The organism is Bacillus cereus, assembly GCF_007678085.1.
Lineage (GTDB): Bacteria > Bacillota > Bacilli > Bacillales > Bacillaceae_G > Bacillus_A > Bacillus_A cereus_BE.
In genome coordinates, this window is the sequence record NZ_VEDW01000001.1 from 750973 (window position 1) to 772665 (window position 21693).

Genomic DNA, 21693 nt, shown 5'->3' on the forward strand with positions numbered 1-21693 from the left:
GGTGTAGACTGTTTTAATTTGTAAGTATAACGGCTTCTAATTTAGGATCTTTCGTTGAATAACCTAAAAGTGAGATTGTATAAATAATATTCGGTTCGACTTTGAAATTCGGTATAGTTAGCAAGACGCTTGGATTATCTGCGAGTGAAACTTCAATATCTGCTGTACCAGGGCTAACTTCTAAAAAATCTGTTATTTGTTTAAAGAGAACATTTTCAAATAAATGATCTCCACCTTTTAAATCTAAATTTACAACAGGGGTATCTGGAGAAAAATGTGCAACACGTATTTTTGCTTGACCAGTTGGTAGATGTGTATTATCAAGCATAGGTTGTAATTGTAGATGATTGTCACTATTTATTGCGGCAAAAGTATAAGTGTGATTCCCCATTATTGGTACTAAAGCTGAAAAAATGGGAGTTTCATTTCCAACAGGGACAATATCAATACGGTATTTACCTTGCATTAATGTTAAATAGGGACTAAATTGTTTAAAAGAAATGTTTTTAATAACTTTTTGCCCGTTTACTAAAATGTCAACCGCAGGTGTATTTGAAGCAGAGTGAAAAAAACGTATGTGTGACGGTAAAGCAGCTTCTTGTGAATCTCTTTTTTCATATGCCTGTACAAGTTTCGTAAGCGCATCGTAGTATTTCATATATAGTTCTACATATTTTTTCGGATTATGAAATTGATAGTAACGTGCGAGCTGTTCGTAACGTGCAGCTTCTTGTCCATATTTTTCGATTTCAGATTGAGACATAAACATTCCTCCTTTGTCATCATTAAAACTATATGCTTAGCAAGAAAGAGGTTATGCGAAAAAATTGTTTTTTAAAGGAGGAAAGTTGAAAGTGAATAAAAAGTATTGCTTATGGATAAGTGTCGTTTAGGAAAACGAGCGTTATATATTTCTAGAGGAAACAGCAATTGATCATCCTTATTGGTGATGATGTAACGATTACAATGTATATTTCGATATAAAAAACTTAAGAACGTATCAATTGACTTATCGAAAACATGTCCCAAAATCCTTAGAAAACTAGGGATTTTTTTAATTATGGGCAAATACACATACAAAGTGATAATTGTCCTACATAAATTATAAAGGAAAGGTAGTTTGAAAATGTGGAAAGGAATGAAATCTTGGGATAGGGATATCCCGAAAGGAATTGTGAATGGAGTTATGGATGAATTTGTGCTTTAAGTTGTAGGATGAATTTTGAATTTGTAACATTATTTTTTCTATTTACGTTAGCAAGTGGTGGTATTAACCGATAAAAGAGCGTCGTGCCGAACTGATTAATGTGGTTAATCGGTTCTTTTTTTATTGTATAAAACAGAGGGGAATGTATGTGGAATATTGGTTTGTTTAAAAATAATTGCTATGCATTTAGTTGGATTAATTGTCGATATTTGTTTGAAAATATGCAATATAAAGTAGGAGAATAGGAAGGAGTTTAAAGGGAGTTTCGTCGAAGTTTACACAATGTCGGCATTTGAGGGAAGCTGACATTATGTTAAGAAAATATGTAGTGCAGCATTAATTTTATATAAGGGAGGGTTACTTGAGCGTATAGATAAGGGTTGGTCTTTGTTTTAAGTTCTGAATTTTCTGTTTTTAAAATAATATTTAGCACTCATTTGTATATTTTATAATAGTTTTTTGATAAAATCACTGCTTTCGCAGAGGGTTCTTTTTTATGAAAGAAACGTCAATTTTCTTCATATATATATACAAATTGGAGAAATGGGGGAGCGCTATGCGCGATTACTTAATTAAACCACTTGTTGGTCAGCCGTATCCAATGATTTCACATGGAAAAGGTGTGTATTTGTATGATCAAAATGGAAATAAATATTTTGATGGCTCGTCAGGGGCAATTACGGCAGGTATTGGGCATGGCGTAAAGGAGATTGCGGACGTTATAAAAAAGCAAGCAGAGGAGATTGCTTTCGTTTATAGATCACAGTTTACGAGTGAACCAGCTGAAAAATTAGCTAAGAAATTAAGTGATTTAAGTGTAGGAGATTTGAACTGGAGCTTTTTTGTGAATAGTGGTACGGAAGCAAATGAAACGGCTATGAAAATTGCAATTCAGCATTTTCAAGAGCGAGGTATTCAAGGGAAGCATAAAATTTTGTCACGATGGATGAGTTATCACGGTATTACAATGGGAGCCTTATCAATGTCTGGGCATCCACTGCGCAGACAACGTTTCGTGTCAATTTTGGAAGATTATCCAACTATTCCAGCTCCATATTGTTTTAGGTGTCCGGTGCAAAAAGTATACCCAACTTGTCAGCTTGCTTGTGCGACTGAACTAGAAAGATCAATTGAAAGAATTGGTGCAGAACATATCGCTGCTTTTATCGCTGAACCAATTATCGGAGCAGCTGGTGGCGCAGTCGTTCCGCCGAAAGAATATTATAAAGTCATTAAAGATATTTGTAGCCATTACGATATTTTATTTATTGCTGATGAAGTAATGACTGGGCTTGGTCGTACTGGCGCATGGTTTGCGATGGAACATTGGGGTGTAGAACCAGATATTATGACCCTTGGTAAAGGTTTAGGAGCTGGATATACACCGATGGCAGCGACTATCGTAAGTGACCGTGTTATGGAGCCAATTTTACGTGGGTCTCGTTCTGTAATGAGTGGGCATACGTTAAGTGCAAATCCATTATCTGCAGCAACAGCTCTAGCTGTTATTGAATATATGGAGAAACATAATTTACCTGAGAAAACAGCAGAAAAGGGAGAGTATTTAATAAGAGGACTACAGAAAGTTCAGCAACAATCGACAATCATTGCTGATGTGCGCGGAAAAGGATTGCTGATTGGAGTAGAATTGCAACCGTTTACAAAAGCGTCGGAACTTATTTCGGTTGCAGCTAAAAATGGTCTTCTTTTATACCAAGCTGTTTCAGGGCAAGCAGGAAAAGAAGATAGTGCACTGCTTGTAGCACCGCCAATGACAACTACATATTCCGAGTTAGATGAATTACTTTCAATTTTTGCAAAAAGTGTAGAAGAAATGATGCAAAAAGGAGGGCATAGTATCGCATGACAACTATTACAAATACATTCGGTAAATTAAAAGAGATAGAGGAAGTAATTTCTTTGTTCCACGATGATATGACATTAATGTTTGGGGGATTTGGGGGGATCGGATCCCCTCCATCTTTAATACAGGCGATTTTAGAAAAAGGAGTTACAAATTTAAATTTAATAGGGAATGACACGGGATTTCCTGATGTAGGAATCGGTCGTCTTGTTACAAATGAAAGAGTAAAATCATTAATTACTTCTCATATTGGTTCAAATCCAAATGCAGGAAGACAGCTAAACGAAGGAAGATTACAAATTGAGTTTTCTCCCCAAGGAACATTAGCAGAGCGGATTCGTGCCGGTGGTGTAGGACTTGGTGGTGTATTAGTTGATGTGGGTGTTGATACGATTGTAGAAGAAGGAAAACGTACTGTTGAAATGAATGGTAAGACATATTTAGTAGAAACAGCATTAACTGCTGAGGTTGCGATTGTATATGCGAAAAAAGCGGATCCATTTGGTAACCTTGTGTTTGATAAGAGCGCTCGTAACATGAATCCTCACGTTGCTATGGCCGGGGATATAACGATTGTAGAAGCAGAAGAAATTGTTCCACTTGGAAGTTTAGATCCAGAAGAAATTGTTGTCCCAGGAGTATTTGTAAATTATATCGTACCGTCGGAAGGAGTGAATTGGAAATGGGTATGGGCGTAGAAGTGAGAGATAAAATTGCTAGACGTGCGGCGAAAGAAATACAAAATGGCATGATTGTAAATTTAGGTATTGGTATACCATCACTTGTGCCAAACCATTTGCCTGACGATATAAACGTTATGTTTCATGCGGAAAATGGAATTGTAGGTATGGGTCCTACACCAAGCAAAGGAAATGAAGACGAAAATTTATGTAACGCAGCAGGTTTACCGACATCACTTATTACTGGAGCGAGTTATTTTGATAGCTGTACAGCGTTTGGGATGATTCGGAAAGGTTTACTAGATATTACGATTCTTGGTTCATTACAAGTGAGTGAGAATGGTGATTTAGCGAACTGGATCGTACCAGGAAAACGCGTTCCAGGTATTGGGGGAGCGATGGATTTAGCACAAAAAGCGAAGCGTGTCGTTGTTGTCATGAATCATGTCGATAAATACGGAAATGCAAAAATTGTTTCGGAGTGTACATTACCATTAACTTCAAAGAAATGTGTAGATTTAATTATTACGGATATGGCGGTTATGGAAGTGACGCCGAGTGGACTTATTTTACAAGAATTAATGAGGCCATACACAGTGGAAGATATAAAACAACATACGGAAGCGGAGTTTGAAATTGGCTCTAACTTACTAGTAATTGAATGAGGGGAGATGTAATATATGGAGCAATTAAAAAAACAAATTTGTGATTATATTGAGAGTCAAGAAGAAGAAAGCGTAAAATTTTTAAAACGATTAATTCAAGAAAAGAGCGTATCTGGTGATGAAAGTGGTGCACAGGCAATTGTGATTGAAAAATTGCGTGAGCTAGGTTTAGATCTTGATATTTGGGAACCTTCATTTTCTAAAATGAAAGATCATCCTTATTTTGTATCACCGCGTACAAGTTTTTCAGATAGTCCGAACATTGTAGCGATCCTTAAAGGAAGCGGCGACGGGAAATCTATGATATTAAACGGCCATATTGATGTTGTACCAGAAGGAGATGTGAATCAATGGGACCATCATCCTTATAGTGGTGAGAAAATAGGAAATCGTATATATGGTCGTGGAACAACGGATATGAAAGGCGGCAATGTCGCACTTATGCTTGCGATGGAAGCAATTATTGAATCTGGTATTGAATTAAAAGGAGATATTTATTTTCAAAGTGTAATAGAAGAAGAAAGTGGCGGGGCAGGAACATTAGCGACTATATTAAGAGGATATAAGGCAGATGGTGTTATTATTCCAGAGCCGACAAATATGAAGTTTTTCCCGAAACAACAAGGTTCTATGTGGTTTCGCCTACATGTGAAAGGGAAAGCAGCACACGGTGGAACGCGTTATGAAGGAGTAAGTGCAATTGAAAAAAGTATGTTTGTTATAAATCATTTGAGAAAGCTGGAAGAGAAGAGAAATGACCGAATTACAGACCCATTATTTAAGGGAATCCCAATTCCAATTCCAATTAATATTGGGAAAATTGAAGGCGGGAGCTGGCCAAGTTCTGTTCCTGATTCGTTAATTTTAGAAGGAAGATGCGGTATTGCGCCGAATGAGACTATAGAGGCAGCAAAAGAAGAGTTTGGGAATTGGATCACTGAATTAAATGATGTGGACAATTGGTTTGTTGAAAATCCCGTAGAAGTAGAATGGTTTGGTGCGAGATGGGTTCCTGGTGAACTAGAAGAAAATCATGAGTTAATTACGACACTCGAGCAGAACTTTGTTGAAATCGAAGGGAACAAACCGATTATTGAAGCATCTCCTTGGGGGACTGATGGAGGTTTATTTACACAAATCGCAGGTGTACCAACGATAGTATTTGGCCCAGGAGAAACGAAAGTAGCACATTATCCAAACGAATATATAGAAGTTGATAAAATGATAGCTGCCGCAAAAATTATTGCATGTACATTACTAGATTGGTGTGAGGTGAAAAAATGAAATACTATGAATCTTTTAGAGAGCAGACGAATAGCTATACAGTTGAAGGCGTTTTAGACTATTTTAATAAACGTATTCGAGTAGACCACTACACAGGAAATATTGAGAGGATTATCCAAACAATTGACGAATTAGCAGAGAAGCATTCTTTCACTAAATGTATTATTAAAGGAAAGGGAGAGCATGTTTCTACATGGCTCTCTTTCGGTTTTTTATTGGAAGCAACAATACCGCATTATTTTCAAGGTCACGATGCATACTTCTTCGTGAAATTTATTAATGATGAAAGACGAAATAGTATTCATTGGGCTGAGGAAGATACCATATTAAGCGGTGTTAAAGCAAAAGAAGTAAAGGAAAAAATAGTCCCAGAGAAATTTTTATTAAGAAAAGCGACAGAAGAGGATGCGGAAGAATTAGCCGTTGTCTTTGGAAAAGTATTTGAAGTTTATCCGACTCCTTTAAACGAAGCAAGTTATGTAAAACAAACGATGAAAGAAGACGATACAATATACTATGTGTATGAATTCGAGGGGAAAATAATTAGTACAGCATCTGCAGAAATGAATATAAAAGAAGGGAATGCAGAATTAACGAATTGTGCTACGTTACCCGAATATCGTAAGCATGGATTTATGAAAAGTTTACTAATTAAGTTAGAAGAAGAACTGCAAGAAAAGTCGATTTTCTGTTCCTATACAATTGCTCGATCACTTTCCTTCGGAATGAATGCGGCCTTTCATCAGTTAGGTTATACGTATACAGGAAGACTGGCGAACAATTGCTACATTTTCGATAAGCTGGAAGATATGAATATATGGGTGAAAGATTTGTCTAAATAGTACGGTATAAAAATAGAACGGAATCGTCATGCTTATAATCGCATATAGGTATGCCGGAAATTCGGCACGTGATTGCTGGATTTTCGGCAAAAGGGGGGATGACATTGCTAGCAGTTTCGACACAAGAAGTCATTGAAGCGATTTTGGGCAGTATTGATGAGGCAATACATGCAGTAGATGAAAATGGTATTACAATTTTTTATAATACCGTAGCTGCAAAACACGATGGGTCAAAAATTGAAAAAGTGTTAGGTAAACATTTATTAGAAGCGTTTCCTTCTTTATCTAGGGAAACAAGTACGTTGATGAAAGTGTTAGATACAAAAAAGCCAATCGTTCATCAAGTGCAACATTATCAAAATTTAAATGGGGAAGATATTTGTACAGTAAATACGACGTTACCTATTTTTATAGATGGAAATATTGCTGGGGCTGTTGAAATTGCTAAGGATTATTCCACAGTTCAAAAACTTACGGATACAATTGTCGATTTGCAGTCGAAAATAAAGCGGTCATCTAGAAAAAAAGCAATCAAAAAGCATGTTGCATTTGAGACGATCGTGACGGACGATGCTCGGTTTAAACAGACGAAGGAATTAGCACAAAAAGTAGCGCCAACTGATGCAAATGTTTTAATATATGGGGAAACAGGAACAGGGAAAGAGCTATTTGTACAAGCGATTCATGAAGCTTCTAAAAGAAAGAACAAGCCATTTATTGCACAAAACTGCGCAGCTTTGCCAGAGTCGCTATTAGAAAGTTTATTGTTCGGAACGACGAAAGGTAGCTATACTGGAGCAATTGAACGAGCGGGATTATTTGAACTTGTAGATGGTGGGACATTGTTTTTAGACGAACTGAATTCAATGCCTCTCGATTTACAAGCGAAAATGCTACGTGTATTAGAAGATGGTGTTATTCGTCGAATTGGCGACAATAAGACGAGAAAAGTAGATGTTCGCGTTATTACAGCAATGAATCAGCCACCAGAAGTATGTTTAAGAGAGAATAAAATTCGCACTGATTTATATTATCGATTAAATGTCTTTTCATTATATATTCCGCCGCTGCGTGAAAGAACTGAGGATGTATTATTATTAGCGACTTATTTTTTGAACGAATATAATAAAAGTTATAAAAAAGGTGTACTTCAAATGGATAAGGAAGCGAAAGAAAGACTTCAAGCTTACCAATGGCCTGGAAATGTTCGGGAGCTAAAACATACGATTGAACACGCTGTCATAATTACAGAAGGAAATACATTAACAGCTAATTGTTTACCACGTATATTTCGGAAAGAGAATCTTCCGAAGAGGAAGAGTATATTGCCACTTAGAGAAGCACTTCATCAAACGGAAAAAGAATTAATAGATCAAGCGTTAATTGAAACGGAAGGGAATATATTACAAGCTGCAAAAATGTTAGGTATCCCTCGTCAGACGCTTCAATATAAACTGAGTAAGTACGACAAAACCGCCGAATAATTGGCGGTTTTTGTGTGTTTGCACCAATAAAAGAGCGTTTACATATATAAAAAGTAATGAATATGATAGTATGTATGGATTTCATACAGTGCTCAAAAATATTTTTTCGCTTATGCAATAGGGTTTTCCGTACATTTACTTATCAATAAAGTAAAGTTGGCATAACTATTGCTTATATAAAGGATGAGCGTATAAAAAGGGGGAATAGCAATGTTACATGATGTATACAAACCAAATCGTCACTGGAAGGATATCGAGTTGTGGAAGGATGTTACTGAAGAACAATGGAATGATTGGGTTTGGCAATTAACGAATACGATCAAAACTTTGGATGATTTAAAGAAAGTGATTAATTTAACACCTGAAGAAGAAGAAGGCGTTAAAATTTCAACAAAAACGATCCCGTTAAATATTACACCGTACTATGCTTGGCTAATGAATCCTGATGATCCACGCTGTCCGATTCGGATGCAATCTGTACCGATTTCGGAAGAGTTATATAAAACAAAATATGATTTAGAAGATCCGCTTCATGAAGATGAAGATTCACCAGTTCCAGGCTTAACACATCGTTATCCTGACCGCGTATTATTCTTAGTAACGAATCAATGTTCTATGTATTGTCGTTACTGTACACGCCGTCGTTTTAGTGGACAAATTGGAATGGGTGTGCCGAAGAAACAATTAGATGATGCAATTGCTTACATTCGTGATACACCACAAGTACGAGATGTATTAATCTCTGGTGGTGATGGTCTTCTTATTAACGATAAAATTTTAGAATATGTATTAAAAAATTTACGCGAGATTCCGCACGTTGAGATTATTCGTATCGGAACGAGAGCACCAGTAGTGTTCCCGCAGCGTATTACAGAAAACTTATGTAACATTATTAAAAAATACCATCCAGTATGGTTAAATACACATTTCAATACTTCTATTGAAATTACTGAAGAGTCGAAAAAGGCTTGTGAAATGTTAGCGAATGCTGGTGTTCCAGTCGGAAACCAAGCTGTAATTTTAGCTGGTATTAACGACAGCGTTCCAATTATGAAAAAACTTATGCATGATTTAGTAAAAATCCGTGTACGCCCATACTACATTTATCAATGTGACTTATCTGAAGGTATTGGTCACTTCCGTGCACCAGTATCTAAAGGTCTTGAAATTATTGAAGGTTTACGCGGACATACGTCTGGTTATGCAGTACCAACATTCGTTGTTGATGCACCAGGAGGAGGCGGCAAGATTGCCCTTCAGCCAAACTATTTAATCTCACAAAGTGCAGATAAAGTTGTACTTCGTAACTTTGAAGGTGTTATTACAACGTATCCAGAGCCAGAAAGCTACATCCCTGGAAGAGCAGAAGGGTACTTTAAAGAAATCTATCCAAACTATGAAGAAAAACGTTCAGATGTTGGTATCGCAGGTCTTATGAGTGATAAGAAATTTAACCTCGTTCCAGACGACTTACAGCGTATGAGCCGTCGTAAAGACTATGAAGATAATGACACTCATGCATCATTAAAAGATAAACGTGATAAGCGCGACCAATTAAAAGATAAAAAATATCAAGCACAAATGGCTAAATTAGAAGAAAACGACAAAAAAACTGAGGGTGATGCAGTATGAATTGTATGTGGTGTGACAGTACAGAAGCGAAAGAAAGCTTGAATACTGTATATTGGGAATTACCAGATGGTACGAAAGCCATTGAAATCCAAGAGACACCATGTATTTCTTGTTCCTCATGTGGTATGGACTATCAAGCAGATCAAACAGTGAAAGAAATAGAAGACCAATTGTTTCTAATTTATACGAAAGATTTACCAAAACAACTAACATATGAAGAATTAATGGGAAGACCACGTCTATTAAAAAGAAATTATTTCGACTTTTAACCAGCTTTTATGCTGGTTTTTTTCTTTTTTGCCTTGTATAATGTATCCAAGTTAGAAAGGTAGGGAATATTTTTGAAAAAGACATTTTACCACTATATGATGAAGCATCGTGCCGCTTTATTTAGTAATGAAATTTCGAATTTAGCAGAGGCAATGTACGATGATTTAAGCTTTCCGAAGCAATCTGAAGACTATGATGAAATTAGTTCATACTTAGAATTAAGCGGAATGCTAGAAAGTATGTCTATATTTGATGAAGCTTGGGATTTATACATACAAGAGAGATAAAAACTATATGAAAATTTTGACGTGAAGCTAGTCTATTTGCTAGCTTTTTTTACGTTGTAAATAAATTTTCATATGGTGATATTTTTTATTGAAAAAATTTATGAATATACGCTTCTGTGATAAGCGTTTTTATGTAGGTTGCATATACTGTTATCAAAATCACGACGTCAAAAAAAGGAGAGATATAGATGGCAAGGAAAAAGCAACCTAAATATAACGTAGGGGACATAGTCGTGATTACGCTATATGGAACCGTTGGTAAAATCACAAATATGAAGGTTTTAGATGGAGTTTACGTTTACGAAGTCAATAATCACGATGGGTTTTACGTAGAGCAAACGTTGCAGCACGTTTCAGAGCAAGATATGAAAAAAGGTGAAACTGAGTGGATTGAATTAAATTATAATTTCACATTTGGTGATCTCGTGCAAGTAACAGGATACGATAAAGATGTGTTTCGAATTGTTGGTTTTCGTACAGAAGTATGGAGATATAAAAATGACGCATGGGAAGATACAATATACGAATTGTCACGAATTACGGATGGTGAATGGCTAGAAGCGGATGAGTCAGATTTAACGTTACTTGCCAACGCTCAAACGGCAAATGCAATTTTGAAGAAAATGAAACAAGATAAAGCTGGTATGAATAAATTAGATTTAGGAAAATTAAAGTCAATTAACAACTCGAAAAAAGTGAGTGTTAAGACAAATCGTCAAGAAATCATTGATGGATTACTTGATATTTATAACGATTATCAATTGTTATTCGATACATTTAAAGATGAAGAGTACAAAATTGTTATGGATGTTGTTCATAATTATTTAGTTAAATTGACAGAGAAAAAATAGTTAACTAGAAAGAGAGAATGAATTGAACAACAACATATGCAGTATAAGGTATGCCTACAATTATTAAAAAAATAAAAAGCCATTTAATAAGAGAGTCTGCCCATTGATCTTCATGCATGAACTCTTCTTTTGTTTGCCCTACTTCTTGCTTTACCTCATTTTGGTATTCCATAATAAAAGCCCCCTTTTTGATAGCTTGTACTACCATCGTATGCATCTCGTCCAAAGGATATGACCTATAAAAAAGAAAAACTATTTTTCTAATCTCATATACATATTTTTGAGATTTTTTCATAAAACAGAAATAAAGGAGTGATGCTCATGAAGGAAATTGAAGTCGTAATTGATACAGAAGAGATTGCGGAGTTTTTTTATGAGCAACTAATTGAAAGAGGATACGTCCCAAAACGAGAAGAAATTGAAGATCTCGCAGACATTACATTCGAGTACTTATTGGAGAAATGTATGATTGATGAAGTGTTTGATGAAGAGGATGAGTGAAAGTAACGACGGGCTTAACTCGTCGTTTTTTACTCTTTACAAACTTGTCACAAATATAGACGGCAATTATTGGTATAATTAAAATAAAATTTTACTCAAGAGGTGAAGGGATGTTCAAAAAAATTATTGATTCTTTATTAGGTAGGAAAAAATATCGTTCGTATTCTAGTAGTGATTATCGTCATAGAGGTCGCTCTTATTCAAGTAGCGATTATAAACGACGTTCATCTGGTTATGGGCATCAGCATTATAAAAGAAAGCGTAAAAGCCGTAGCTTCTTTTCAAGTAGCTGATGAAATTGCGTCGTATACTAGCTTTATTTGATAGACCACTGCGAAAAAATACAATCGTTGCAGAACGTTATAAAATTGAATCAGTAATTGGAATGGGCAGTTATGGGGTTACATATGTCGTTAATGACTTACAAATAAATAGATATAAAGTCTTAAAACAATTAAGACAAAGTAAACAACGATATGAATCTGGTAGAAAATCATTTGAACAAGAGAAAATGATTTTACAAACATTAAATCATCATGCAATTCCTAGTTTATATGATCATTTCGTATGGGAGAAAAAAAGCTTTTTTGTGATGGAATATATGCCTGGTGAAAATTTTGAAGATTATATTTTCTCAGATGGGCATGTATATACAGAACGTGAAGTTTTAAAAATTTTATATGAAATATTAGAAATTGTATCGGTGTTTCATAGTAAAGGTATTATTCACCGAGATTTACGCATTCCTAATATATTAATGAAAGAAAATGAAATTAGTATTATTGATTTTGGATTAGCTAAATTAAAGGGTGAGGGTGATGAACGAGCTACAACTTATGAAGGTGAACAAGCTTTGATGCGAGAAGTTCACTTTCGTAGTGATTTTTATGCGCTTGGTCATTTCTCGTTATTTTTATTATATGCAGGCTATGAATCTAATGAAAAACATGAAAAACCATGGTATGACGAATTAACTTTGGAAAGTTATAATCGTGAAATGCTTATGCGAATGTTACAAATAAAAACGCCGTACTATGAGAATGTACAAGAGTTAAAAAAAGATATAGCTTTTTCTTTAGAAAGGATGGAGGATCCATGTTTCAAAAGTTTTTAGCAAGCGTTGGTATTGGGAATGCAAAAGTAGATACAGTTCTTGAAAAAGATAAGTATATTGTTGGAGAAGAGATACTAGGAAAGGTTCATATAACTGGTGGTTCAGTTAGCCAACAAATTGAAAGCATTTACTTAACGTTATCAACATCGTATGTACGAGAAGTGGATGATAAAAAAGTAACAGCAACATATGATTTAGAGCGAGTTCGTTTAACAGAACCTTTTACTGTTGAGCCGAATGAAAAAAAAGAAATTCCATTTTCATTTATAATGCCAGTTGAAACGCCGCTTACACTTGGAATGAAAACAGTTTGGGTGCATACAGGCCTTGAAATTCAACGCAGTATAGATCCAAGTGATCGTGATTACATTCAAGTGTTGCCCAATGGACTATTAAATAGTGTGTTAGAGAGTGTACAACAATTAGGTTTTAAAGCGCGTCATATAGAATGTGAAGAATTACCGTATCGCTTACGTAAGCAAGTTCCATTTGCACAAGAATTTGAGTTTGTTCCTGTTTCCGGAGAGTATTATGGGAAATTAGATGAACTAGAATTATTAATCTTGCCAAGCGCTTACGATCGACTAGAGATTATTATGGAAGTAGACAGAAAATCTCGCGGATTAGCAGGTTTATTTGCAGAAGCGCTTGATCTTGACGAGAAAGTGATTCGCTTTACAGTAACGAATGAAGATATTCCGGAAATGAAAGAAAAAATTAACAATTATATTTTTTAATAAACTATGCATAAAAAAGAAATGGAGAGGAAAACTAAAACAACCGCTCCATTTTTTTGCATAGTGAGGTTATGTATGTGAAACGATATCGACATTTATACTTGTTAAGTTTTACGCTACTCATTTGTTTTGTCGTATTATCACTTTCGTATCATACCGCTTGTATTGAGAAATTTGACAATATAGTCGCGCATTTTATTCAAAGTTTTCGAAACGATTACTTGACAGCTTACTTTACTTGGGTGTCTTTTATCGGTTCCAAAAGAATATATTTTCCGTTACTCATCATTCTTGTAATGTATTTTCTCGTTAGAAAAAAGTTGCTTAGTGCATTACTTCTAACAGTTAATTATTATGGATCTCGTTATTTAAACAGTATGCTTAAACTATGGTACGAACGAGCAAGACCGGATGTAACGCAACTTGTTACGGCAACTGGATATAGTTTTCCGAGCGGTCATACGATGAATGCTACTGCTTTCTTAGGATTTATTGCATACGTCACAATTACTGAAGAACGTATTACATTGCATAAAAAATTGTTGATTATTTTTATAGCGAGCTTTGTTGTATTATCTATTTCAGTTAGCCGAATATATCTTGGCGTTCACTATCCATCTGACATATTAGCAGGATGGGCAGCTGGCGGTAGCTGGCTCGTTTTATGTGTTATATTTCATAAAACGTTCATTAAAAAAGAACCTATGTCATAATAGGTTCTTTTTCCATTGGTTCAACATGAATGTGTGCATGGTAAATGCCAAACTTCTTCCGAAGCATAGCCTCGATGTTGTCAGTAATACAATGACTTTCACCAACATCCATACGAGCATCTACCTCAATTGTAATATCAACGTACGTTTGATTCCCGTACATACGAGCGCGAATATCTACGATGTTTTCTACACCACCAATATGCTCAATAGCATCAGCATACTCTTCCATCTTATCTGGATCGATTCCATCAGTTAACATATGAGAAGCTTCTACGAAAATCTCCCATGCAGTTTTACAAATAATTAGGCCGACAATTAAAGCTGCAATAGGGTCTAAAATAGGCATTTGGAACTGTGAACCGACAATACCTACGACTGTACCAATACTTACGAGAGCATCTGATAAATTATCCTTTGCAGCAGCTTCTAATGATTTACTTTTTGTGCGCGCTGCAATCTTTTTCGTATACAAATACACAAAGTACATAACGACAGCAGAAAATAAGGCTACCCATGCAGCAAGTACATTAGGCGCTGCTTGTTTCGGATTTAAAAAAGATTGTATGGCACTAATAACAACTTCTAAACCGACTGTTGCCATAATAAAAGAAGCAACAAGTGATGCAATTTGTTCTGCGCGCGAGTGTCCATAAGGATGATCTGGGTCACGAGGTTTACGAGAGATTTTTAGACCAATTAATATCGCTAAAGAAGCACCGATATCCGTTAAGTTATTTAAACCATCAGCACGTAATGCGCTAGAGAGGGTAATATAACTGATGATGATTTTCATAGAGGATAAAAATATGTAGGCCATAATGCTGACAATCGCACCTTTATCAGCTTCTTTATGAGAAAGAGTATCCATTTTAATCACTCACCTTTCTACAAGGAATTTCTTTCTATAAATAGAGTATCAAACGAAACTCGTGTGGGTCTATACAAACATTGTTGACGTTTTTTAGGTTTTTAAGAAGGGGATAACAAAGTTTCGTGAAGGAAAAATATGTTGTAAAGTGCAAAGTTAGGGTGTGAACGCGATTTTAATCGAGGGGGTAGGGGAAAGGACATATGAATTATGATGAACCTGTATACTACACTGCTGAAAGATGATTAGGTAAAATAAAAACCCTCTAAAAAATATTTTTCAGAGGGTTTTAATCTTAGTATGCTTCTAAAAACTCAGTAACTTGCTCTTCAGTTTTTGCATTAGCACTATGTAAGTGGCCTAGCTTCTCGCCATTTTGATATACAAGTAAACTTGGAATACCCATTACTTGATACTCTTCAGCGATACTTGGGAACTCATCTTTATTAATAGAATACCATTCAAACTTATTGAACTCTTCCATTACATCTCCGATAAAGTTGTCCATACGCACGCAATCTGGGCACCATGTAGTAAAGAACTTAACAACTACTGGCTCCTCACTTGCGATGATGTCTTTGAATTCCTGTTCTGATTTGATTTCTTTCATGTTTGTTTCTCCTTTTTCACTATCAATATTTTTGGTTGTTTAGTTGGTGTATTTGCTATGAAATGAAAACTTCTAACGAAATTCTAACCTGAGTTTTCTTTCCGAATAATTCGTTTGCAAATTGATTCACCGAAGTTTCTTGAAGTTCTGATATACCATGTAAGTAGGTATCTAGTGTGATCCCACTCTTTATGTCCTAATCGTTCATTTAAGATTATTGAGATATACACATTAAAACCTAGAAACGAATATTAGGAACCTCACTTTTCTTTATAAGCTTTTTCATGAGCTGTGTCAAACTTCTGAATTATAAGGTTACTATTATAAACAGGGTAAATTAAATTGTATTCATGATAGCCATTGCTATAACGTTCTTTTCCTCACATATTTTTATGAGATGTTTATGAAGCGTCTGTAATGTAATGTCGGATAAAACAAGCAATCTCTTTCCGGTACTTAGAGAAGGTAAACGGTGGATGATCATTATTCATAAATTTTATGAGTGAATTAAACAACAAGCAGGAAATTCAAAAAATGATGTAGGGGATGCATGTATGAATTTAGAGGAATTGTTATAAGAACTTATTCGTGAAGTTGTGAGAGAAGAGATTAGGGCGGTGTTATCTAAGTTCCGGTAATAATCACAATCAAATAAAGTAATGTGGGTGAAAGAAGCGTGACTAACAAGAGAGGATGCAGATGTGGTAAAAAAAGACCATTATATTATTCTTTCAGAGGGGGAGAATTAGGATGCTGAAATAGGTAAAGAAACTGTGTTCAAAAAACGCCCACCTTGCATTGTTTGTGAGAAACAAGAAGGTGAGCTACACTTAAAAGAAACGAATTGGATTTGTGAAAATTGTGCCCAAATTACGCATGAATAAGGTATTGAAAGAGATACCTATACTCTTTTATACCTTATTCCATAAATAGGAAAGTTGGTGGGCTTCTGATTCAAGAGCTATTAAATGATCATTATTAATAGAGTTATTCGTATACATTCTGTTCTTTTGGATGTTAAGGACTGTATAATTCACATCTTTATATTCATTTGAAAATGTTGATTCATTTAGTAATGTCAGTGTGGAGTTGATGTTATATTTATCAATTCGCTCTTTTTTTCCTTTGAAAAACAGTTTAATAAGATGCGGCACATCATTAATGAGCAAACCGAGTTCAGGTGATGAGCGGACGATTAAATTATCTGATAACCAATGTGATTTACCTGGATCAAACCAAGAAATGTCTTTGTTTTTAATAAATTTTTTGTACTGCTTTATAACATCAATGTAGTTTTGCTTTTTCTTCTGGTCAACAGTTTGTACTAATGTTTCAAAACAGTCAAAAGGTAGTTCATTTTTATGAAATTTAATAACAGTTTCTCGTAATTGTTTCCAGTAATCAAAAACCGGGTGATATTCAGGTTGAGATTTTAGATTCTTTACAAAATTTGTTTTAGCTGCACTACTTTTCAGTGTGAAGTCTAAAAATTGTGTAAGTCCCACTTTAATTTCCGCCATGTTACACCCCCTTTCTAAACATTACCAATTCGATATTGGAAAGGGAATTCCTGCATTTTTAAGGACGAGTAAGCATGAAATACTTTCTAAAGGGAGGTAACTTGCAATGGGCTCAAAACGACTAAACGATCTGCATCCACTAGATGATAATAATACGCAAGAAGCATTGGATGGTTTGTTAAAAGCAGTTGATAAAGCCTTGGAAGAAGAGAACGAAAAACCAAAGAACCAAAATAATGAAGATGAATGAAGCGCGCTATCGTTAAAATGACGAATAATGTGCTTTTTTATTTTCTTTATAAAGCGCATGCATATTCATTGATTTCCAGATATGTGTTACGTAAGCATAATGTTTTTGATAAATAATAAAATAGTTATTGCAATTATACGAAAAAAGGTCCTGTTGTTTCCAACAGGACCTTTCCTAAAATGGCAAAGAGTAACTCTTACCTTACCCTTCTCGTATATAATACCCGAAAAAGATAGATGTGTATACAACAAGAAATTCCAATATAATTATTTGAATATAGTGTTTAAAAATAAATGGTGAAATTTTAAATAAGGAATTAAATTACAAACGTTGATTTATCAGGTGATTGAAAAGGATTTCTATTGAATTGTAGTTAATAAAGTAATATTGAGATAACAAGATATGCAATTTTGCATACTAGTTTGTGAATAGTAACAAGGTTATAAAATATCTTAATGTTACGGAAGTTGATGGAGAGTAACACTAAATTTTCATTTACCTGTTTACTGTATGAAATAATTTTATTCGAATAGAAGCGAAAAATAGAGGTTTGCCTTAGTCATTTATGAAAGTCAAGAATATTTATAACCATAGGAGTAAAAATACAGGTCCGATTTTTGTAATGATGGAGGGAATTGATGTGGATATAACTCAAAGTATGGCACGAATAGTGGTTAATGGGAAAGATCTTCCGTTTATTTCAGTTAGAACTTCTGTATGGAATCAAGGACCTGTAAATGATTTAATCGTTTCGACCAACTTGAGAATCGAGGAGCTTTATCAGTTTATGTGGTCACAAGTACCAGTTATGCTCACAATGTATTTTCTTCAAGGAGCGGACTTGATGAGGTTTGCAAGAATTATTGGAATAAATCAAAGTGTAACGGGAGAATATATATATCATTTCTCTTGGTGATAAAACGAATGTAAAGCAGCTTAAAAGTTGCTTTTTTATTTTGTAGAAAGAAAGTGGGGATATTAATACCTTACAAATGTATAGTAATTAACAAGGCAGTGTTAGCAAGATGTATAAAAATAATACAGAGTTACGCTCAACATATGAGTGTGATTAATAAGGAGATTTACTTGTATAAGATCACCAATAAAGGAAGAAAAACGCTAAGAGACAGTTTGAATTTTTAACGAGTAGATGTGTAATTGAATAGGATGAAAATAATTACTTAATGTTGGGATAGGTTATAAATGGAGAACCAACTAAAAGAAATATTTGGTGCATTGATAGCAGCTATAGGTACAATAACTTCCGCTATTGGAAGTACACCCTTTGATTTTATAAGCAGTAATATAAGGAAAGATTTAAATGTGTATGGGAATGTATTACAAGCAGTCGGAAATGCTTTAGAAGCTGATGGTCAAGGGGAAATATCTCTTGAAAAAATCGGAAATGAAATTCAATCAATTGGTAATGTTACTGTAATATCTGGATTGGTTATCGAGTTTAAAGAGGAAACGAAAATTAAATTAGTGATTGCTGGGAATTGGACGCAGGCTTTAGGAGGACTTACAGCATTAGCAGATGAATTCGAGGATACTTCAGATAAAGATGAATCTTTAAATATTGTAGGAAACTTATTGCAAGCTATAGGGAATTCAATGCAGGCGATTGGAGGGGTTTACGAACTAAAAAGTAAAAGAGAAGTGCGTCAGTATAGTAAAGAAGGTAGATCAAATGATATGGAAGAAAATTTAGACACTCAAGTTAATAGCGAATCAGATGAAGAGAAAGAAGGACAGCTAATAGATATTGCAGGAAGTTGGATACAAGCGGTAGGTTCTGTAATTTCATTAATTGGACAAATACGTGAAGAAGGTGAGGAGTTGGAAGGGAGCGATTAATAGAATAGCTTAAATAATTTTTAATAAAGTAAAAAATTCCTAAAATGAAAAAGGTTAATTTTCACCTTATTTTTTTGATGAACCATTTTTATATAAAAATCATATAATATGTTATAGGACAAGCAACCAGCTTACAATATATTAAATACTTAAAGAGATTACCTTTTATATATCTTCGCATCTACTAATCTAGATGCTCTTTTTATCGAACAAAACACCCATTTGGATAGGAGGTTAATAATGGGGATGACATTAGAAGAATTAGAAAAGTGTTATAATAAAGCCTTTATTGAAGGAGCAGAGTACGTAGCTGTTCAGATTGAGATGGATGGATTTCATAGCGATGAAGTAATTATTAACGACAAATACAGTATAGATTCTAAATTAAAGTATTATAAGAAAACATACAATGAAAATTTAGAACATAGATGGATTCCAGGGGTTCGTATTGTAGGTTTTGCATATGGCTATTCGTTCTCAGAAATTCTACATGAATTAGGGTTGCTAGTGAAGTAATGATTAAACAAATAGCAATTATTTTACGCGATGCCGTGATTTTAATGGCGTCTTTTTTTATTGTGAAAGAAAGATATAAAAAAAGAGAGCCTAAGCTCTCTTTTGAATACATACCTAACGTTTATGCACAGATTGGAATTCCTAATGCTATTAAGGTCAATGCTACTTGAAGAGAAAGCTCTAATCTAGCAATTTCGATTCCAGCGACTGAGACCACTAAAAGAGGTTGTCCATTAACGAACAAAACACAACTTTCCATACTTACGCCTCCTTTCGAGTAATCTAATATAGTATATGAACGGAATTGCAATTCGTAATAGTCGGATTAATGAATTTGATAGAATTGATAATTTAACCTATGGTATAAAAAAATTTAATTTGACTAACTGCTCATTTATTAACACCATATATGAAGGGCAAGAATATATTAGGAGTATATAAAAACGTAGGAGTGGTAAATATGTTCTTTGCAAAGTTACGTGGTAGAAATGAAGTTCCACCAGTAGAAACAGATGCTCGAGGAGAGGCTTTCTTTAAATTAAGTCCGGACAAGCTTAGTCTAAAATTTAAGTTTGATTTATTTGATATAGAAAATGTAGTAGTTGCACATCTGCATCTTGGAGCAAAAGGAATTAACGGTCCTGTTGTAGCTTTTTTATTTGGACCTATAACAAATCCAGTTTCAATAGAGTGTGCGACTCTCACAGGAATGATTACTCAAGATGATTTGATTGGGCCGTTAGCGGGTCAAACATTAGGTAACCTTGTAAATGAAATCATCTCTGGAAACATATATATTAATGTTCATACAGTACAACATCCTAATGGTGAAATACGAGGACAATTGAATTATTGTTAATGAATAAAAATAGTGAAAAATAAAGCACCCGTTTAGGGTGTTTTTATTTTGTGGAGGGTGTATAGAAAAGTAATCTACTTTTAGTAATCTCGAACATTCATTTCCATCATTTCAAAAGTATTCGAATTTAAAAAGTAATTATCATTGTAAATGAAATATGAAAGTGTCACAGATAATAAAAATCTTTAACCCTAATCAAGGCTAATAGATTAACTCTCCGCACCCACTGAAATAAAGAATCATAACATAAATTGTAATTACTTTTACGGAAGTGAGATGAAAATAATGTTTTATTCGTATTTTGCTAATCAAGTTGGTATGCGACCAGCGTATGGTACATCAATAACGTTTAGTGGAGCACAAAGTACAGTTCAAGCTGTTCAACAAGCGTTACAAATGCAACAACAAATGCAAATGCAGCAACAAGGTATTCAACCGTATTATTCATCCATGGATTATTTTTATCCAGTGCATCAAATCACACCGTATGGAAGTTCTTTTCTTACTATCCCATATGGAACTGTATTTAATCTATAAATTGAAAGTTTAATCAGTAGGGCAAGTATTCCAAACCTATTATTAGCCCTCACCAATCGGACATATACGGACAACATGGCTCCTACCTAACTTTCTCGCATATGCCGAATTTTTTTGGTAGAGTCTTATTGCCCGTAAATGGTGGGAACAATTGAGAGGGATGAAATTGTGTATATGTAAGCTTCAAATAGTCCCCACCTACAATTTGTAAATAACGAATGAGATAATCTCTGTACATACTACAAGTTAAGTTTTTTGATGAGAAGATACCGACTAAAGAAAGTATGAGAAATATCTTATCATGACAAATGATGGTTAGTGGCTATTTATGTAAGGATACATGAACATTTATTTACTCGAACCAAGTGCTATCTGTGGTTATATCGTAAAGTACGATTGTCCTATGATTATCAACCTACAAGAACAAGAGAAGATCAGAACCACCTTTGACTATTTTTGAAGGATATTTACAGTCGTAACATCATATATTTCGTTTATAATTGTAAATAGTTATTAAAATGTATAAATGATGTTTCCTTTTT

27 protein-coding genes and 1 pseudogene are annotated in these 21693 nt (G+C 34.6%); 21 read left to right on the forward strand and 7 right to left on the reverse strand.

Going from position 1 to position 21693, the window contains the following annotated elements:
* Positions 1-13: 13 nt before the first annotated feature.
* Complete coding sequence (locus FS742_RS03740; RefSeq protein ID WP_144611258.1) at positions 14-763, reverse strand: DUF4397 domain-containing protein; 750 nt, start codon at positions 761-763, stop codon at positions 14-16.
* A gap of 1000 nt (positions 764-1763) precedes the next feature.
* Here FS742_RS03740 and FS742_RS03745 point away from each other — a divergent pair.
* The 10 genes from FS742_RS03745 to FS742_RS03790 all read left to right on the forward strand — a co-directional run bounded on the left by FS742_RS03745 (position 1764) and on the right by FS742_RS03790 (position 11066).
* Positions 1764-3074: an aspartate aminotransferase family protein gene (locus FS742_RS03745; protein ID WP_001205891.1), complete on the forward strand. Its 1311-nt coding sequence runs from the start codon at positions 1764-1766 to the stop codon at positions 3072-3074.
* Positions 3071-3769 carry an acetate CoA-transferase subunit alpha gene (gene atoD, locus FS742_RS03750; protein ID WP_000208105.1) on the forward strand — a complete coding sequence of 233 codons (699 nt, stop codon included), beginning with the start codon at positions 3071-3073 and terminating at the stop codon, positions 3767-3769. The genes FS742_RS03745 and atoD overlap by 4 nt, the downstream gene beginning before the upstream one ends.
* Positions 3754-4416, forward strand: a complete 663-nt coding sequence (locus tag FS742_RS03755; protein WP_144611259.1) for a CoA transferase subunit B — start codon at positions 3754-3756, stop codon at positions 4414-4416. Before atoD ends, FS742_RS03755 begins: the two co-directional genes overlap by 16 nt.
* A gap of 15 nt (positions 4417-4431) precedes the next feature.
* On the forward strand, positions 4432-5700 hold the full coding sequence (locus tag FS742_RS03760) for a peptidase (protein ID WP_144611260.1): 1269 nt from the start codon (positions 4432-4434) through the stop codon (positions 5698-5700).
* Complete coding sequence (gene ablB / locus FS742_RS03765; protein WP_144611261.1) at positions 5697-6542, forward strand: putative beta-lysine N-acetyltransferase; 846 nt, start codon at positions 5697-5699, stop codon at positions 6540-6542. Before FS742_RS03760 ends, ablB begins: the two co-directional genes overlap by 4 nt.
* A gap of 98 nt (positions 6543-6640) precedes the next feature.
* On the forward strand, positions 6641-8026 hold the full coding sequence (rocR, locus tag FS742_RS03770) for an arginine utilization transcriptional regulator RocR (protein ID WP_144611262.1): 1386 nt from the start codon (positions 6641-6643) through the stop codon (positions 8024-8026).
* A 210-nt stretch (positions 8027-8236) separates the two neighbouring features.
* On the forward strand, positions 8237-9658 hold the full coding sequence (gene kamA, locus FS742_RS03775; protein ID WP_144611263.1) for a lysine 2,3-aminomutase: 1422 nt from the start codon (positions 8237-8239) through the stop codon (positions 9656-9658).
* Entirely contained in the window at positions 9655-9927 is a 273-nt protein-coding gene (locus FS742_RS03780) for a YokU family protein (protein ID WP_000995761.1), read from the forward strand. The genes kamA and FS742_RS03780 overlap by 4 nt, the downstream gene beginning before the upstream one ends.
* A gap of 72 nt (positions 9928-9999) precedes the next feature.
* Positions 10000-10215, forward strand: a complete 216-nt coding sequence (locus FS742_RS03785; protein ID WP_000750725.1) for a YozE family protein — start codon at positions 10000-10002, stop codon at positions 10213-10215.
* Positions 10216-10403: 188 nt separating this feature from the next.
* On the forward strand, positions 10404-11066 hold the full coding sequence (locus FS742_RS03790) for a hypothetical protein (protein WP_000101496.1): 663 nt from the start codon (positions 10404-10406) through the stop codon (positions 11064-11066).
* A gap of 4 nt (positions 11067-11070) precedes the next feature.
* Here FS742_RS03790 and FS742_RS03795 read toward each other — a convergent pair whose 3' ends face one another.
* Positions 11071-11238 carry a DUF3930 family protein gene (locus FS742_RS03795; RefSeq protein ID WP_144611264.1) on the reverse strand — a complete coding sequence of 56 codons (168 nt, stop codon included), beginning with the start codon at positions 11236-11238 and terminating at the stop codon, positions 11071-11073.
* A 149-nt stretch (positions 11239-11387) separates the two neighbouring features.
* Here FS742_RS03795 and FS742_RS03800 point away from each other — a divergent pair, with 149 nt between their 5' ends.
* The 5 genes from FS742_RS03800 (at position 11388) to FS742_RS03820 (ending at position 14131) form a co-directional block, all read left to right on the forward strand.
* Positions 11388-11567 (forward strand): YozD family protein, encoded by a 180-nt coding sequence (locus FS742_RS03800; RefSeq protein ID WP_000658451.1) that lies wholly within the window; start codon positions 11388-11390, stop codon positions 11565-11567.
* A 110-nt stretch (positions 11568-11677) separates the two neighbouring features.
* The gene (locus FS742_RS03805; RefSeq protein ID WP_000473374.1) at positions 11678-11860 is read left to right on the forward strand and encodes a hypothetical protein; all 183 of its coding nucleotides are present in this window, start codon (positions 11678-11680) and stop codon (positions 11858-11860) included.
* Positions 11860-12681: a serine/threonine protein kinase gene (locus FS742_RS03810; RefSeq protein ID WP_144611265.1), complete on the forward strand. Its 822-nt coding sequence runs from the start codon at positions 11860-11862 to the stop codon at positions 12679-12681. Before FS742_RS03805 ends, FS742_RS03810 begins: the two co-directional genes overlap by 1 nt.
* Positions 12663-13418, forward strand: a complete 756-nt coding sequence (locus tag FS742_RS03815; protein WP_144611266.1) for a sporulation protein — start codon at positions 12663-12665, stop codon at positions 13416-13418. Before FS742_RS03810 ends, FS742_RS03815 begins: the two co-directional genes overlap by 19 nt.
* A 77-nt stretch (positions 13419-13495) precedes the next feature.
* Positions 13496-14131 (forward strand): phosphatase PAP2 family protein, encoded by a 636-nt coding sequence (locus FS742_RS03820; protein WP_144611267.1) that lies wholly within the window; start codon positions 13496-13498, stop codon positions 14129-14131.
* On the opposite strand, the gene FS742_RS03825 is transcribed toward FS742_RS03820, so the two are convergent.
* From FS742_RS03825 to FS742_RS03840, 4 genes and pseudogenes are all read right to left on the reverse strand, one after another.
* On the reverse strand, positions 14121-15002 hold the full coding sequence (locus FS742_RS03825; RefSeq protein ID WP_144611268.1) for a cation diffusion facilitator family transporter: 882 nt from the start codon (positions 15000-15002) through the stop codon (positions 14121-14123). The two genes, FS742_RS03820 and FS742_RS03825, sit on opposite strands and share 11 nt — an antisense overlap.
* A gap of 295 nt (positions 15003-15297) precedes the next feature.
* Positions 15298-15612, reverse strand: a complete 315-nt coding sequence (locus FS742_RS03830; RefSeq protein WP_000658777.1) for a thioredoxin family protein — start codon at positions 15610-15612, stop codon at positions 15298-15300.
* A 55-nt stretch (positions 15613-15667) separates the two neighbouring features.
* A pseudogene (locus FS742_RS28245) lies at positions 15668-16054 on the reverse strand (site-specific integrase).
* 469 nt (positions 16055-16523) lie between these two features.
* Positions 16524-17132 (reverse strand): hypothetical protein, encoded by a 609-nt coding sequence (locus FS742_RS03840; protein WP_144611269.1) that lies wholly within the window; start codon positions 17130-17132, stop codon positions 16524-16526.
* 106 nt (positions 17133-17238) lie between these two features.
* On the opposite strand from FS742_RS03840, the gene FS742_RS27445 reads away from it, so the two are divergent.
* From FS742_RS27445 to FS742_RS03860, 4 genes are all read left to right on the forward strand, one after another.
* The gene (locus FS742_RS27445; protein WP_186327139.1) at positions 17239-17382 is read left to right on the forward strand and encodes a hypothetical protein; all 144 of its coding nucleotides are present in this window, start codon (positions 17239-17241) and stop codon (positions 17380-17382) included.
* A gap of 565 nt (positions 17383-17947) precedes the next feature.
* Positions 17948-18298: a hypothetical protein gene (locus FS742_RS03850; protein ID WP_144611271.1), complete on the forward strand. Its 351-nt coding sequence runs from the start codon at positions 17948-17950 to the stop codon at positions 18296-18298.
* 287 nt (positions 18299-18585) lie between these two features.
* Positions 18586-19239 (forward strand): DUF6944 family repetitive protein, encoded by a 654-nt coding sequence (locus FS742_RS03855; RefSeq protein WP_144611272.1) that lies wholly within the window; start codon positions 18586-18588, stop codon positions 19237-19239.
* 240 nt (positions 19240-19479) lie between these two features.
* Positions 19480-19755, forward strand: a complete 276-nt coding sequence (locus tag FS742_RS03860) for a hypothetical protein (RefSeq protein ID WP_144611273.1) — start codon at positions 19480-19482, stop codon at positions 19753-19755.
* Positions 19756-19876: 121 nt separating this feature from the next.
* Here FS742_RS03860 and FS742_RS03865 read toward each other — a convergent pair whose 3' ends face one another.
* Positions 19877-20014 carry a DUF3956 family protein gene (locus FS742_RS03865; protein WP_000443219.1) on the reverse strand — a complete coding sequence of 46 codons (138 nt, stop codon included), beginning with the start codon at positions 20012-20014 and terminating at the stop codon, positions 19877-19879.
* Positions 20015-20215: 201 nt separating this feature from the next.
* Between FS742_RS03865 and FS742_RS03870 the strand changes: the two genes are divergently transcribed.
* Both FS742_RS03870 and FS742_RS03875 read left to right on the forward strand, forming a co-directional pair.
* Positions 20216-20614, forward strand: a complete 399-nt coding sequence (locus tag FS742_RS03870; RefSeq protein ID WP_144611274.1) for a CHRD domain-containing protein — start codon at positions 20216-20218, stop codon at positions 20612-20614.
* Between the two features lie 285 nt (positions 20615-20899).
* The gene (locus tag FS742_RS03875; protein WP_144612055.1) at positions 20900-21151 is read left to right on the forward strand and encodes a DUF3947 family protein; all 252 of its coding nucleotides are present in this window, start codon (positions 20900-20902) and stop codon (positions 21149-21151) included.
* Positions 21152-21693 lie beyond the last annotated feature (542 nt).

What these genes read in the sequence shown, in the direction of transcription:
- FS742_RS03865 (WP_000443219.1), bottom strand. Translation starts at nt 20,014, where the DNA reads ATGGAAAGTTGTGTTTTGTTCGTTAATGGACAACCTCTTTTAGTGGTC.
- FS742_RS03810 (WP_144611265.1), top strand. Translation starts at nt 11,860, where the DNA reads ATGAAATTGCGTCGTATACTAGCTTTATTTGATAGACCACTGCGAAAA.
- FS742_RS03795 (WP_144611264.1), bottom strand. Translation starts at nt 11,238, where the DNA reads ATGGAATACCAAAATGAGGTAAAGCAAGAAGTAGGGCAAACAAAAGAA.
- FS742_RS03875 (WP_144612055.1), top strand. Translation starts at nt 20,900, where the DNA reads ATGTTTTATTCGTATTTTGCTAATCAAGTTGGTATGCGACCAGCGTAT.
- FS742_RS03755 (WP_144611259.1), top strand. Translation starts at nt 3,754, where the DNA reads ATGGGTATGGGCGTAGAAGTGAGAGATAAAATTGCTAGACGTGCGGCG.
- FS742_RS03825 (WP_144611268.1), bottom strand. Translation starts at nt 15,002, where the DNA reads ATGGATACTCTTTCTCATAAAGAAGCTGATAAAGGTGCGATTGTCAGC.
- FS742_RS03745 (WP_001205891.1), top strand. Translation starts at nt 1,764, where the DNA reads ATGCGCGATTACTTAATTAAACCACTTGTTGGTCAGCCGTATCCAATG.
- FS742_RS03780 (WP_000995761.1), top strand. Translation starts at nt 9,655, where the DNA reads ATGAATTGTATGTGGTGTGACAGTACAGAAGCGAAAGAAAGCTTGAAT.
- atoD (WP_000208105.1), top strand. Translation starts at nt 3,071, where the DNA reads ATGACAACTATTACAAATACATTCGGTAAATTAAAAGAGATAGAGGAA.
- FS742_RS03870 (WP_144611274.1), top strand. Translation starts at nt 20,216, where the DNA reads ATGTTCTTTGCAAAGTTACGTGGTAGAAATGAAGTTCCACCAGTAGAA.
- FS742_RS03800 (WP_000658451.1), top strand. Translation starts at nt 11,388, where the DNA reads ATGAAGGAAATTGAAGTCGTAATTGATACAGAAGAGATTGCGGAGTTT.
- FS742_RS03805 (WP_000473374.1), top strand. Translation starts at nt 11,678, where the DNA reads ATGTTCAAAAAAATTATTGATTCTTTATTAGGTAGGAAAAAATATCGT.
- ablB (WP_144611261.1), top strand. Translation starts at nt 5,697, where the DNA reads ATGAAATACTATGAATCTTTTAGAGAGCAGACGAATAGCTATACAGTT.
- FS742_RS27445 (WP_186327139.1), top strand. Translation starts at nt 17,239, where the DNA reads ATGGGCTCAAAACGACTAAACGATCTGCATCCACTAGATGATAATAAT.
- FS742_RS03760 (WP_144611260.1), top strand. Translation starts at nt 4,432, where the DNA reads ATGGAGCAATTAAAAAAACAAATTTGTGATTATATTGAGAGTCAAGAA.
- rocR (WP_144611262.1), top strand. Translation starts at nt 6,641, where the DNA reads ATGACATTGCTAGCAGTTTCGACACAAGAAGTCATTGAAGCGATTTTG.
- FS742_RS03740 (WP_144611258.1), bottom strand. Translation starts at nt 763, where the DNA reads ATGTCTCAATCTGAAATCGAAAAATATGGACAAGAAGCTGCACGTTAC.
- FS742_RS03815 (WP_144611266.1), top strand. Translation starts at nt 12,663, where the DNA reads ATGTTTCAAAAGTTTTTAGCAAGCGTTGGTATTGGGAATGCAAAAGTA.
- FS742_RS03855 (WP_144611272.1), top strand. Translation starts at nt 18,586, where the DNA reads ATGGAGAACCAACTAAAAGAAATATTTGGTGCATTGATAGCAGCTATA.
- FS742_RS03860 (WP_144611273.1), top strand. Translation starts at nt 19,480, where the DNA reads ATGGGGATGACATTAGAAGAATTAGAAAAGTGTTATAATAAAGCCTTT.
- FS742_RS03830 (WP_000658777.1), bottom strand. Translation starts at nt 15,612, where the DNA reads ATGAAAGAAATCAAATCAGAACAGGAATTCAAAGACATCATCGCAAGT.
- FS742_RS03850 (WP_144611271.1), top strand. Translation starts at nt 17,948, where the DNA reads ATGAAAGTCAAGAATATTTATAACCATAGGAGTAAAAATACAGGTCCG.
- FS742_RS03840 (WP_144611269.1), bottom strand. Translation starts at nt 17,132, where the DNA reads ATGGCGGAAATTAAAGTGGGACTTACACAATTTTTAGACTTCACACTG.
- kamA (WP_144611263.1), top strand. Translation starts at nt 8,237, where the DNA reads ATGTTACATGATGTATACAAACCAAATCGTCACTGGAAGGATATCGAG.
- FS742_RS03790 (WP_000101496.1), top strand. Translation starts at nt 10,404, where the DNA reads ATGGCAAGGAAAAAGCAACCTAAATATAACGTAGGGGACATAGTCGTG.